This window comes from Candidatus Palauibacter sp., assembly GCF_965216145.1.
Taxonomy (GTDB): domain Bacteria; phylum Gemmatimonadota; class Gemmatimonadetes; order Palauibacterales; family Palauibacteraceae; genus Palauibacter.
The window spans coordinates 1069582-1082910 of the sequence record NZ_OZ244149.1; the positions used below are offsets into that span (position 1 = coordinate 1069582).

The 13329-nt window shown below is 64.0% G+C and carries 10 protein-coding genes and 1 pseudogene; 5 read left to right on the forward strand and 6 right to left on the reverse strand.

Going from position 1 to position 13329, the window contains the following annotated elements:
* Window positions 1–42 precede the first annotated feature (42 nt).
* The 4 genes from ACOOHF_RS04730 (at window position 43) to ACOOHF_RS04745 (ending at window position 3698) form a co-directional block, all read left to right on the forward strand.
* Entirely contained in the window at window positions 43–1122 is a 1080-nt protein-coding gene (locus ACOOHF_RS04730; RefSeq protein ID WP_420463583.1) for a helix-turn-helix domain-containing protein, read from the forward strand.
* A 219-nt stretch (window positions 1123–1341) separates the two neighbouring features.
* A complete protein-coding gene (locus ACOOHF_RS04735; protein ID WP_420463584.1) occupies window positions 1342–2154 on the forward strand; it encodes a TIGR04255 family protein in 813 nt (270 codons plus the stop codon).
* Window positions 2151–2852, forward strand: coding sequence for a hypothetical protein (locus ACOOHF_RS04740; RefSeq protein WP_420463585.1), 702 nt, complete (start codon window positions 2151–2153; stop codon window positions 2850–2852). The genes ACOOHF_RS04735 and ACOOHF_RS04740 overlap by 4 nt, the downstream gene beginning before the upstream one ends.
* A gap of 174 nt (window positions 2853–3026) precedes the next feature.
* Entirely contained in the window at window positions 3027–3698 is a 672-nt protein-coding gene (locus ACOOHF_RS04745; protein ID WP_420463586.1) for a hypothetical protein, read from the forward strand.
* A 1318-nt stretch (window positions 3699–5016) separates the two neighbouring features.
* Here the strand turns inward: ACOOHF_RS04745 and ACOOHF_RS04750 are convergent.
* From ACOOHF_RS04750 to ACOOHF_RS04775, 6 genes and pseudogenes are all read right to left on the reverse strand, one after another.
* Window positions 5017–6381, reverse strand: a complete 1365-nt coding sequence (locus ACOOHF_RS04750; RefSeq protein WP_420463587.1) for an Ig-like domain-containing protein — start codon at window positions 6379–6381, stop codon at window positions 5017–5019.
* A 227-nt stretch (window positions 6382–6608) separates the two neighbouring features.
* Window positions 6609–8141 (reverse strand): lipase family alpha/beta hydrolase, encoded by a 1533-nt coding sequence (locus tag ACOOHF_RS04755; RefSeq protein WP_420463588.1) that lies wholly within the window; start codon window positions 8139–8141, stop codon window positions 6609–6611.
* A 286-nt stretch (window positions 8142–8427) separates the two neighbouring features.
* Entirely contained in the window at window positions 8428–8901 is a 474-nt protein-coding gene (locus ACOOHF_RS04760; RefSeq protein ID WP_420463589.1) for a hypothetical protein, read from the reverse strand.
* A 240-nt stretch (window positions 8902–9141) separates the two neighbouring features.
* The gene (locus ACOOHF_RS04765) at window positions 9142–10104 is read right to left on the reverse strand and encodes a hypothetical protein (protein WP_420464418.1); all 963 of its coding nucleotides are present in this window, start codon (window positions 10102–10104) and stop codon (window positions 9142–9144) included.
* A 1014-nt stretch (window positions 10105–11118) separates the two neighbouring features.
* Window positions 11119–11511, reverse strand: a pseudogene (locus ACOOHF_RS04770) (carboxypeptidase-like regulatory domain-containing protein); the annotation flags it as partial.
* A gap of 129 nt (window positions 11512–11640) precedes the next feature.
* A complete protein-coding gene (locus tag ACOOHF_RS04775; protein ID WP_420463590.1) occupies window positions 11641–12861 on the reverse strand; it encodes a toxin-antitoxin system YwqK family antitoxin in 1221 nt (406 codons plus the stop codon).
* A gap of 176 nt (window positions 12862–13037) precedes the next feature.
* On the opposite strand from ACOOHF_RS04775, the gene ACOOHF_RS04780 reads away from it, so the two are divergent.
* Window positions 13038–13247: a hypothetical protein gene (locus ACOOHF_RS04780; protein ID WP_420463591.1), complete on the forward strand. Its 210-nt coding sequence runs from the start codon at window positions 13038–13040 to the stop codon at window positions 13245–13247.
* Window positions 13248–13329 lie beyond the last annotated feature (82 nt).

A 13329-nucleotide genomic window follows, 5' to 3' on the forward strand; every position in this document is an offset into this window, starting at 1 on the left:
CGCATGTTGTCAACCATTGTTTACGCGAAAGGAGGGGACGGCATGTTTGGACGACGGCTACGGCTGGCCCGTAAACGCGCCGGCCTTTCCATGCGGGCGCTGGCCGAACGGATGGATCCGAAGATCACCGCTCAGGCCATCAGCAAGTACGAGGTGGGGAAGATGATGCCGTCTTCGGCCGTCCTGGTCGGTCTCGGGCAGGCTCTCGACGTCTCGCTGGACTTCCTCATGAGTTCCCAGGTCGAGGTCCTCGACGGCCTCGAGTTCCGGAAGCACTCCAGCACCTCAGCCCGGGATCGCGCCAAGGCCGAAGCCGTGCTGATCGACAACCTCGAACGATATCTGACCATCGAGGAAGTCCTCGGCATTCCACCTGCGAGCGACCGTTTTGAAGGCCGCCGGTATGACAGCGTTGCCGATGTCGAAGAGATCGACGACAGAGCCGATGAACTTCGCAACGCGTGGGACCTCGGCCTGGATCCGGTGTCCAGCCTGTGCGCCCTCCTCGAGGAGAAGGGCATTAAGGTGATCGAAGACGATCTCCCCGAGCGCATCAACGGGCTGGCCTGCCGAGTCCTGCGAGAGGGCAAGCCGGTCGCCGACGCCGTCCTCGTATCGAGTCGCACCAACGTCGAGCGGAAACGATCCACCCTGGCCCACGAACTCGCGCACAGGATCATCCGTTCCACCGGCAACCCGGCCATCAAGCTGGAAGCGGCCATGAACCGTTTCGCAGGCGCCTTCCTTGTCCCGGGCCGACATCTCATTGAGGAAGCTGGGGAAGGCCGCCGCCGCGTCACCTATTTTGAGATCGTCCGCCTCAAACACATGTACGGCGTGTCAGCGGCGGCCATGCTGGTACGCCTCGGTCAAGTCGGCGTGCTGCCTCGTGCCGCGGTCCAGCGCGCGTTTAGAACCTTCGCCCGCTCCTGGCGCAAGTCGGAACCAGAACCCATTGATGGCAACCAGGGGTTCGCGGCGTTCGAGAAGCCCCAGCGTTTCACGGGCCTTGTCTGGCGCGCCGTCGGCGAAGAGCTGATCTCGCCGGTCCGGGCGGCCACTCTCCTCAATGAATCCCTCGACGCGGTCGAGCAACAGATCACCGGTCCGATCCAGCAGTGACACGTGACATCGTCAACGACGCTTCCTGCCTGATCGACCTCCGCAAATTGGCTCGCCGTTCTACGAGCTGCTTGAACCCGCTCGCGCCGGAACACAAGGTCATCCAGGCAACCCTTCGAGCCCATTTCACACTCTACTTCACAAATGGGACACCGTGCAGTATGATTCTCCAGCGAGCCACCGCATAGCCACGCCGTTCATCGACAAACGAGCCATCATGTGAATGCTGCCGACACGCCTCTGACCGGGCCACCCCCGCCGGAGGTACCGCTGACTGATCCGCCGCTCGTGCGGGTCATCGCCCAGGTGCGCTTTCCGCTCATCGCGTCGTTGGAGAAGCGGGACTTCATCGCGTCGTTTCAGGAGGCCATTCGGGAGTTCTACCCGGTGCTGCGTCCAGAGGAGGAACGCAGCGTCGTCCTGGGCCCACAGGGAGCGGTGGACACCACACGCTCAAACACCCTATGGCGCTTCAACGAAGCGAGAGGGGCATGGCGTGTCACGTTGGCACCCGGCTTCCTCGCGCTGGAGACCACGAAATACACGAGCCGTGAAGACTTCATGGAGCGCTTGAGGCTGGTCCTGGAAGCACTCAAGGAGCACGTCGATCCGAAGGTACTGGATCGCCTCGGCGTACGTTACATCGATCGCGTGTCCGGGCAAAACCTGAGCGCTCTTCCCCAGCTCGTTCGACCGGAAGTGGCGGGCATCCTAGGATCCCCACTCGCCGCACGTGCTCAGCACGCCGTCTCGCAAAACATGTTCATTCTGCCCGGGGACGCGGGTCAGATTACCGCCCGCTGGGGACTGCTGGCACCGCGAAGCACGATTGACCCTGGGGCGCTGGACGCTATCGACGAGGCCAGCTGGATCCTTGATACCGACGCCTTCCAGTCATTTCAGACAGGCAGCCGGCGGCTCGATGTCGACTCTGCGGTCGAGCAGGCGCGAGGCTTCGCCGAACGCATCTATAGCATCTTCCGCTGGGCGGTAACGAATGAGTTTCTGCGACGGTACGGAGGTGACCCATGAACCTTGAATCCCTGCTAGGCGAGTCGGCGGTCAGTGCCAGAACGACATCCTTTTCCGGTCGCGCTGGCATCCGGGATCGCGCCTCGCTGTCGGTGATCATGGTAAGCGGCGCGTTGTCGATCGCCGGCACGTCGTCCGCAGAGCCCACGACAATCTGGGGGCCACCGTACGTACACGATTCCGATACGACCGCTGGCGGGCCAAGCCGCGACGCGGTGGCGACACAGATGGAGATCGAGACTGAGGCCACCCGTAAGGCCGTCTCCGAGCTGCGTCGAATCTCTGGTCTGACTTGGCAGCAGCTCGCCGGGCTGTTCGGCGTGTCGCGTCGCAGCGTCCACTTCTGGGCCAGCGGGAAACCGCTGAACGCCAGCAACCACCAGCGGCTCATGCGTGTGCTGGATGTTGTCCGGGATGCCGACCGTGGCACGGCACGCGGCACGCGTGCGGCTCTGCTCGATGCCCGTGCGGGTACGACCCCGTTCGAAATGTTGGCGGATCAGCAGTTTCGGGAAGCACGTGCAGCCCTTGGGCGAGGCCGCACGCGCCTCGTCCCGGCGCTGACCCCGCTCAGTGCAGCGGCGCAGACGGCGCGTAAGCCCCTCCCGCCCGACGAGCTCTACGACGCGAAGAGCGACCGTGTACACCAGGAACCGGGGCGTGCACGCGCCGCTCGAACCGCAAGGGGCCAGCGGTAGGGCGCGGTTGAAAGTGCCGGCGGTGAGCAGGTCGACGAGAGAATCGCGACTTGGCGTCAGGGCGACTGCGTCGTCGAGGACGACTGGTTTCTGTATCGGACAAGCGCGGAAAACCCGCTGACCGACGCCGGCAAAGCGGCGGTCGTCGAAGGAGCCGAGAACGCCGAGTCGTCCGTGCGCGGCTTCGCGGTCCTCACGCAGACTTGCGACCTCGTCCGGCACTGTGCGGATCGCCCCTTCGTCGAGGTTGGCCCGCTGGTCGAGGTGGATGATCAGGTGCTCCGCGAGATCGAGCGGGGGCGAAGGCCAAACTACGGCTTTATCCCGGGAGTGGCCGACCGCCGCCTCGTGGCCGACCTCGACCGAGTGATGACGGTCGAGAAGGCGGTCGCGGCAGTTTGGGAGCGGATCGAGGGATGCCGGACGGACGATGAGACGCGTCGGTTCTCCCTCGCACTGGCCCGGAAGCGAGCGAGGACGGCGTTCCCCGACGACTTTGTCGCGTTCGCCAGGCCGTTGATGGACCGGATGTCGGAGAGACACGACAGGCAGAGCGATGAGGGGCGTGTCCTCCGCTCGCTCCGCGAAGTCCGAGTTAGAGCGGCCCCATCCTGGGATGCCGACGCCGTGGAATTGATGTTCTGGTTCATCCGGAATGACGACGAGCCAGCATTCGAAACCGAAGACTGGGAGCACTGCCTGACGGCTTTGCCCCAGCCGCGGTCGACATCCGGACGCTTCGTCCGTGTGGATGGCGTGGTCCTGACTCTGTATGACCTGACCGCCCGCGACTACGTCGAGAGCGACCCGCTCGATCTGGACCACCTGTCGACGCGGCGACAGTAAGGGACGGATCGGGTACCGCAGCCCCATGACGCGATCCTAACGCGCTTATCACGGAATCACCGGCAACTCGATATGGGAAGGGTAGCGCGTGATGCCTACGCACGGGTACCCAGCCGAAGAGAAACTCACGACGAGATCATGACCACGAGACGACCTGCACGTGTAATGGCTGCCCTGCTGCACGAAGTGCTGCAAGCTTCGTCGATGTTGCTGTTCCTGCTATCGGGCATCGCAACGAGTCGGCGGAGACAATACGTCCAGCCAGGTGTGGCACGCCCCTTAGACCTCCCTGGACTACCCGACCTCTGCATCTCGCCGTCCATCGTCAACGTGCCCGATGACGATCTGTATGGGGCGGGCGGGGCTGCGGCTCAGATGGCGTACAAGGGGTGGATTGCCGAGCTGTACGGGCTCTGGGAACACCGCTACCGCCCGGAGCTGCAGGCCTCGCTTGGCGAGGACGCGATTCCCCCGGAAATGGACGCTCTCGGCGACTTGCGCGAAATCCGGAACGACCTTCTTCACAGCGGCACGGCAAGCGCGGCGCGATGCCAGAAGTGCTCGACTCTCAAGTGGTTCAAACCCGGCGAACGCATGGTTTTCGACACCACCCATGTACTCGATTTTCTCAACCATCGGTGTCTTGGCCTGGCGCTTCGCTCACGACGACAGCGGGTCATGCTCGCTCGAAACATACCGAGACCGCAACGAACTCCTGGCGTGGTCCCCACCACCAAGGCTCGTATCGGTGCGAACACACAACGACGGCAAGGAGGCCGACCCCACGTACAAGGCCGTAACGGTCGTTTTTGGCAACGGGGTGTTCGCCAATGTGCCGCTCCAGCTAGATGAGCAGCGTCGATGGACTGCCCTTGGCGACGCGCAAATCAGCAAGGATGGTCGCCTGCTGCTGTTTCAAGACGGCACTACCCTTGATTGTGACCGGTTATACAGGTCGGCTGTTATCGCGCAGGAGCCACGCAGACCCCACGATGGTCGCCCGCGCCTGCCTGTTGCTGGTCCTTCCATCAGGTTTAGACGCCGGTAGCCCCCTCGCAAGGTCGGCGAGTGCTCGACGGACGTGGCCTCGGAGGTCAGGTTTCTACGCCCGGCGAGCCTAACAGCGCTTGACGCGGAACCTTACGGGTGGGCCGGTCGATCGCCACAGAAGCCAACCCGCCAGGTGCCGGCGATAGCGCTGCGATAGCGTGGAGTCCATCGTCCGACTGCACGATGGGTCTGCAAGGAGCGTCGTGCCGGCGGATCGACGGCGTGCGTCGGCCTCATGGTCGGGCCGCTCCCTACCTGTATGCGCCGATCAACGCTGGTGGACCTCGAACTTCTTCAGCCAGAGTTCACCGGTGCCACTCCTCGCCTCATTACCCAGCTCTATGGCGGTAAAATAGTGGTGGGCCGGCACATATCCCTTGTCCACCAAGTACTGGAAGAAGGTCAGTACGTTGACTGAACCGATGTACTGATCTTCGTGCCTCAGGAATGCGATAAAATCGGCGACGTATCTCGTCCCTCCTGCGGAGTCGTGCCAAACTCGATCCGGCCAGACGTACAGATCCCACAGGGCGCCGTCGAGTCTCACGGGTCCGATATAGAACTCCGGCCTGGCGGGTCTGGAGTCGTGATCCATCCAGATCATTATCTCGTGCGAGATGCCTGATTCGCTGGGTGGGTTGTTTCGAGTGATCCAGAAGTCGAACGACAGGTTGTATCGTCCCTCAGCCGCGAGATACGCCTCGTAGTCGACTTCAAGACGCTCAACGGCGCCAATCTGCCTCGGCATCTCCGAGGTCGTAGAGGTGCGACTCCAAGGCTTGCGGCCGTAGACTACCTCTGGGTAGCCCTTCACGCGGCCCTCTCTTACCGGCCAGCGCCATCGCCAACCGTACTCCTCCTTCCCGCCCGACCCGGGAAGTGTTCGTTTCATGATACACTGTTCGTAATCCGTCGTGTTCTGTCTGTTCCAGACATTGTTGGAGTAGCGGTAGTCTCCCACAAACCACTCTTCCCAGCCCCTGCAAGCCTCGGCGTCCGGCGATACCGGTGTCGGATCCGAGGGCGGAGGCGTCGGATCGAACGGGGCGGGGCCGGGAATCGTCACTTGAGCTGTGCCCGGCACGGAATTCGCGACCGCCGTGATGGTGGCGCTCCCCACGCCGGCGGCCCGCACAACACCGACGGAGTCGACGCTCGCGATCATCGTGTCATTCGACTCCCACGTGAAAGTGACATCCGGTACCCGGTGCTGGTTCGCGTCGATCGCTGTCGCCGACAACCGTAGCGTGTCTTCCAGAGCGACGAGCGTGTCCGCCGCCGGCGAGACCGTTACCTCTGCAACCCGCTGCTGGACTGTGATTGCCGCGCTCGCGCGGGCTTCCGCCACGGATGCCGTGACCATCGCCGTCCCGTTCCCGGCCGCCGTCACGAGACCCGACGCATCCACCGTGGCGACCGAGGCGCTGTCACTCGACCAAGTGACCGAGGCGCCCGGCATCGCCTGTCCATTCTGGTCGCGCACCGCAGCCCGCAGCCGGACGGTCTCGCCGAAGGCCGTCAACGCCGCTGTGGCTGGCGTCACCGTCACGGTCGTCGGGCGGGGCACGTCGGGTGTGGGTGTCGGCTCCGTGGCCTCACCCCCGCAGGCCTGGACTCCAAGCGCCGCCGCCAACCACGTCGCTCCAAGGATCCAGATGCGGTCTGTTCGACACCCTACCACAACCGTACCTCCCTCCCTCGTGGTAATTGGCTCCGGTTGCGCTGGCCATGCGTGACGGTCGGAGCTCGACGTCCGGCCGATCTCGACGCCCGTCACCGACCGAGCCGTCTCATGCCGCGCACAGCGACCATGGATCCACCTTGGCAGTGCCCATGACGCTGATGACTCAGATCGGGGGGTCACGTATTCCACGGTGACGCCGTCAGCAGCAGGCGGCCGCGGAAGCCCGGCCGGGGCGGGTTCTTGAGGCCCTTCTCGAAGCCGAGCGGGATCTCGAAGCGCATCCGGCCTTGCTCGTCCGGACCGGCGAGCGCGACGCGCTTGGCGGCGTGGCCGCTGCCGACGCGGGTTCGGAGACCGGACCGGACCGTGGTCTTGCCGCCGTGACGCCAGCGGAGGTGCAGGGTGACCGTCTCGTTCAGGAGCGTCTCGCCCTCGAAGTGCTCGTCTAACCAGAACTTCTCGTCGACCTCGAAGAGCGGGACCTCAATCGCGATCTCGATCGCGAAGGCGAGTGCCGTGTCGCTCGTGCTCGTCTTGGCGCTCTGGAGGAGGAAACCGGAGAAGAGGTAGGCGGGCTTCCTCTCCTCGACGAGGTCCTCGTACCGCTTGCGGATGGCCGATTCATTCCGGACTCGGCGTTCGCTCAGGTAGCACCCGCCGCCGCGCACCTTGGCGCACGTATCGATGTTGTACCGGGCCCGGATCTTCTTGCCCTCAGCCTTCTTATTCCGGACCGCCCGCGGCAGCGTGATCTCGTCCACGGCCAGAAGGGCGTCGATCCGCACCTGCCCGAAAAGGAACCGGCGGAGGTTCTGGTATCCCTCCTCGGAGTTGACGATCCCGAACGGCCCGCTGTGGCTCCGGTGGGCGAATGCGCGCGGCGCCTCGTCAACGACCGCATTCTTCATCATCACGAGCCCGTCGCTGGTGGGGCCGGCGGCGCGCTTCGACAGGCCGAGAAACGCGCCGTAATCCTTGTAGTCCGTTCCTACGAAGCAGAAGAAGCGGTTCGGAGAGAAGGCGTCGTCGAGGGAGGTAACGCGGGCGCCCGGCGGCAGCTTGAGGTACTTCCGCATGTAGGCGCGGTTGAAGTTGCGGACGTGCATCTTGTCGAGCGCGCCCAGGTCCGGCGCGTTCACGCCCATCATCTCGATACCGCCGTGCGGCGTGGCATACGTGAAGACCTTGTCCACGTAGTGTTCCTCGCCGCGTGCCACGTTCTGCAGATACGTGCGGCAGATCAGCCCGCCCATGGAGTGCGCCACGAGATAGACCTTGAACTTCTCAAGTTCCTCGTCGTCTCCCAGGCACACCTGCTCACGGACGCGGAGGATGAACTTAGCGAGGTCCTCGGCGTAGCTCTCGATCGGGTCCTTCTCGCCGTCGCCGAAAGACTTCGAGTCCTGCTCGTAGTAGCGGAAGATCCAGACCGAACGGGAGTCGACGCGCTGGCCCCTGCTCACGAAGTCCCCGTCCCGGTAGGCGTCGATGTAATCCTCGTCCTTCATCAGCCGGATGAGCGGCGACTCGAAGATGAACCGCACCGGCCGATCCTCTGCGTGTCCCTGGCGGACCTTCGTCGAGCCAAGGTTAAAGCCCATGTAGGGCGTGCCGACGGTCTCCTCGATCTCTCGCATGGTCGCCGCGTAACCGCGCACGTAGATGATCGGGTAGTGCGGTGGCTCGATGGGGCGGGGCTCCGCGGGCATGCCCATTCTCCTCTTGCTCCGGTGAAAAGGTCTTTGCTCGGCCGGTCTTCGGCTCAGCCTGAATCGCCAGCGCGACAACCACGAGCCACACGACGATTGACCTGTGCCAGGCGAGTGTTCAGAAGAGCGGGGGCGCCATAGGATGGCTGGTCCAACCGCCGCTGCGTCGGACGCGCGTCGGACGATCCCCGAACTCCCATGCGCTTCCGTCGAACGGTCCGCCCGAATGGCGTTCGTTCCAGCAACCCCGCGTCCACTCCCACCACGTTGCCGAGAGCTGCCGGAGTCACCACTTGTCCCCACCCTCGTCCCTTGGGTCGCGTGAACCTGCGGTCTCGTTACTGTCTTCCGGCGGCTGCAGCACGACCATCCCGGCGTATGAGCCTCCGCTGCTGACCGCGGCTGCAGACATGACTGCTCGGTGGGTGCCCCGGGCCTCAGCCGTGAAGACCACCACGGGGAAATCATCGTCCAAGACATCTTCGTCGATGAGTTCGCCCTGGGGACCAAACAGCCTGATATCGACATCCGCGCCGTCGAGGCCGGCGCCAATGATGTGATAGGTCTCTCCTGCGCTGGCCGTGAACTCCAGTGCCTTCGCGTCGCCCTTGGCGAACCGGCCGACGACCAGTCCCCACGCGCCCCCGTCGCTTGGGAAACCGTACTCCGGCCAAGCGCTCAGCAGCCGACCAATGATCCTCTCGGCGGCTGCCGAGTGGGTTCCTCGCTTTGCGCGGTGAGGTCGCCCCAGCCAGTCCACGGGCTAAGGAGCAGCACCGCAGCGCCCAACGCCGCTCCGGCCCAACTTTGCTCTCGGGTCATCGCTTCGTCTCCCCTCGTCTGATTCGTGGACCGCTTGCCGCGTCTCTAGTAGCTGCGGCGCCGTTACTGGCCGTCTCGAACCCGGGCGCCCGTTCGGTCCAGCCCCGGAACACTTTGTGACTCAAGCCAGCGCAACGAATCCCGCGTCAACCCGCGACCCGCCGTGCGCTGGTAGCCGTCATGGCACCCCCACGCGTACAAGGATCATACCCGCAGTCGTGGGCCTCTCGACGTCTGTCGCAATCAGTTGCGCCTTGTAGGTCCCGGTGGACTCCGCAACGAAGCTCACCAGGGGGATGGTGTCGGCGGCGTCGTCGCACCGAATCTGCCCACCGCCGGCGTCGTAGACGCAGATGTCGAGGTCGCGCGCCGCGGCGGCACCCGCACCGCCCACCTTGTATCGCACGCCCGATGTCGCCGTGAACTCGATTTCCTTGACATCCCCTGTACCGAACCGACCGACGACGAATCCCCAGTGATCCGAACCGGGAAGAAGTACGAGGGCTTCCCCGTTCTCCACCCAGACCGTGTACCACCGCTGCAATCCCTCGGTTGTCTCCGCCAGCTCGGAGGCCCCATCCCCCGCGGTCTGCCCCTCCAGCTTTGCTCCCACCCCGCCGACACCGACAAACAACGAAACCACGAGGACGATCCTTGCCGCTGCCATAGCGCCGTCTCCGCCTCCCTCCGCTCCGCCGCGCCGCGGCTCCTTCCCGCACTCCCTGCCCCTGTCTCCCGACTCAGGGCGGCATAGCGCCAGCAGCGGAACAAGAAGACCGCAGATCACGGTGCTCGTTATGGCCACGAGAACCCCTTCCAACTCTGCCCCGGTCCTTACGATCGCGACCGATGGCCAGACGGCGTGCACCGCCAGCGCCACGTAAGACACCGCGAGCAAGCGCCTCCATCTTGCCTCTCGCCTTCCCGGGTCTTTCGCCTTCGGCACTATCCGCTCAAGGACGCCGCGCACCTCTTCGAAGTGCCTGCACTCCGCCGCACGACCACACCCACACTTCTCCCGGGACCGCACGCTTCTCATCTCTCGTAGGCCGAGCATCGTGACGACACACACGAACAGCACATCGATGGTCTGCGAGTCATAAAGACCCCCGATCGTTGCGGCCGCTTCGAAACCGCTCAACTCAATCGTATTGATTCCCAAGTAGATCAGAATGCTACAACTCCAGGCATACGCACCCCAACGCCCGGCCGCTACACCCAATCCAACAACATACACCACCGCGACCACCCCCAATGCGGCTAAGGGTCGCAGCCCGTCGCGTCCCAATAGGTCGTCGAGCCATCGACCATTATCCGCCATGAGCCAATAAGACACCCAAAACGCGAGACCAGGTACAATGAGACCGGTCGTCCAGGATCGGCTATTGCCTTCATCGGCCAGATGTGACAAGCCGTCCCACACTTGTCCGAAGGCGGCTCTCAGCTTCTTACGTCGCCGTTTCCATACGGTATTCGCACAGCCACTTGCCTTTTTCAATTGCGCGAGGTCGGCGTCCCGCCCTCTCTGCGTGCGTTCTTGCCTATCCCCCTTCCCCTCAACCCGGTGACTGCGGTAACGCTTCCGACGGTCATGCATCAGCAGCCACAGGTGCGCGCGTAGTCGTTCCATGCGCCTTCCGGAGCCCCCCTCCGCCCGCTCGGCGATAATGCGATGCCGCTTTTGGACGTCACTCCACTTTTCCCACCAATTGCGGGCTCTCTCTTGACCCTTCCGCAGATTGTCTCGCCGCGTTTCAATATCGACAAGGATCACTCGTACGGCAGTGATTCCAAAAAGTAGCGGAATCACAATACCGAGAAGCCAGTACCAACTCTGTCTCGCCTCGGATGTATCGTTAAAATCAACTTGTACCAGGCTGCCGGGACCAACGCTGACAACTGTCGCCGGGTCGGCGTTGACAAGTGCCGTATCGACGGGTGAGAGGGTCAAACTGTACTGACCGGGAGGGAGATCGTCGAGGGAGTAGTGCCCGGTCGTATCCGTGATCATTGTGTAAGCTCTGCGGGACAAGCGCAAATCGCTTGCGGGGTGCCGGATGGCTGTAACGATTGCTCGTGCGGGGGGCACACCATCAACTGTGACTTGGCCAGTAATCCGGCCGTCACGCCGCAAGGTTCCATCAAAATTGACGGTGACTGTATCATTAGGCGTTAGGCGGACCGCGCGTGGGATGTCCATTTGCAGATAGGAGAGCGGCAAAAGGTCCGAGGCCGAGAGCGTCACCTGGTACTCCCCGGGAGTCAGAGCTGGGAAGACATAGCTGCCGGTGCTGTCAGTGGTGGTGGTGTGAGGGACCGAAGAAGGTTGTTCACGCAACTTTGCCGACACTTGGACGCCGGGGAGCGGTTGGTTCGTGATTCGGACGGCACCATCGATCATCGCCGTGCAGGACCGCGTGATGGTGTCCGGGGGAGGAGTTGTCTCCTCGAGAGGATCTTGTGCGGGGAGGGCGCGTGCCGACATTAGGAATACGAGCAGCGGAAGGATAGCCCGGACAATTGTGATAGTCGAATTTCGGACGTTCATGGGTTTCTCCTAGAGTGAAGAAGCTCGTGTGACCCTTGATTCCGACATTGTTGGCCGAGCCGGCCCCCCCCAGGAGGGGCGGGCCAGGATGCCGGCGGGCACTTGGATGAGCGAGTGGACGGCCCGGGCTCACGGCCTCGGCCTTGGTTTGCTGAGGAGGGCGGACCATCTGGCTCTTGCGGCCGGTGCGTCCGAATCGAGGGGACCGACGGTTTCCCGGCCAATCTGCTCACCGCCGACGTACAAGAGGGTCCAAGCGATGATGTCGCTCGGGTCACCCGCGCACTCGATCGCTCTTCCATTCTGCTCGCCGTTAACAAATGGAGTTTCGTTGACGCTTCCGCTTGTGAACCACCATGTCCACGTCCCTTGGCGGCGTCCGTTGACGAATGGGCCTTCAGACACGTCCCCGTCCGCCTCTTGGATTACCCAGTTTCCGTTCTTCCGGCCGTCGACGAACGGCCCCTGCTCCACCTGACCGCTTGAGAACCGGTGAGACCAGTTCCCGCTCGATTTGCCGTCGACAAGGGTCCCCTCGGAGGTCAGTCCACCGTCGTTGTACCGCCATGCGGCCGTACCAGACCCTTGTGCATAGCCGCGAGAGCACGATCCGCTCCAGGTGACCGTCGCTCCCGCTGCGAGCGACCCGTTCCACAGGTAGCATCCGGGGTGGTTGGCCACTTCCATCCAGCATGTAGAACCCGGGGGGTGGCCAGTGCACGTCTCGGCTGGGCCAACCGGAGCGGGGCCGGCCGCCCCAGGCGCCTCGGGAACTCCCGGGTTCGATCGGCCGCCTCGCTCACCCTCTGGCGGACCCCCAGTGCCGGGGGCCGGGATACCCGCGAAGGTGTAGTCGACGCTCCAGGTGTCGAAGCGTGGCTGGTGCTCGCGGAACACGAGCAGGTACACGGTCCTCGTCAGCGTTTCGCCCGGCGCGGTCAGGTCGCCGCCTCCGCTCCGCTGTATGGTGCCGTACCAGTCCCCCCACTCGGGGTGGCCGGGGACTTGCCCGGCCTCCGGCCCGGTCCAGTTCGTGCACGGCGGGTGCTCGGCCGCGATCCCGTATCTCGCGATCAGATGATCCAACGGCCGGCCGGACCCGTTGTAGACGGAGAGATCCAGTTGCCACACATCGACGGGTTGGCCGTGATTCGCCTTCTTGCGCTCGTACTCGGTTGCGGTCTCCACGTGCTCCAGGACGTTGCACGTCCCGGCCCCGTACTGCAGGACGCGCACGCTGCCGCGCAACTCGATCCCCTCCATCTCGAAGAGACGCTGTGCGTGCGCTGGCCCCGCCATGAGCGAGAACAGCGCCACCGTTGTGATCCGCGCCCGGTTCAATCGAACCATGTCACCTCCAAGGCACCGTCGTCCGGTCACGAGCCCGGTTCGCACTACCAACTTGCAGGAGAAGGGGGGTCCGTCGCCCCAGTAGTTCTGACGGTGATTTCGGGAGGTCGGGCCACGTAGTTTGAGGGGGTATCGCCAGGACGGGGTGTGGGGAACCGCTTGCGAGAGAGGTCGACGTGAGCCAGGGGGATCTGTTCCGGCGTACCCTCGCGCTGCTGCAAAGGGCGGCTTTGGAAGACGGGTATTGGCTGTCCGCCGCCGCCCGTTTCAACGAAGCCACCGGAGCGAGGGGCCACGGCCTCGGATTTGGCCCGGGGCATCCGGACCGCGACGGGGACCTGTTGGCACTGCGCTTTGTCTTCGGACCGCAGCGGCGCCAGGTGTGAACGGTGCGGCGGCTTGCGGCGAGCACTTGCAGAGGAGACGAAGATACGTAGAAAGCAGCAGGTGCGACGGGAACGGCAATCG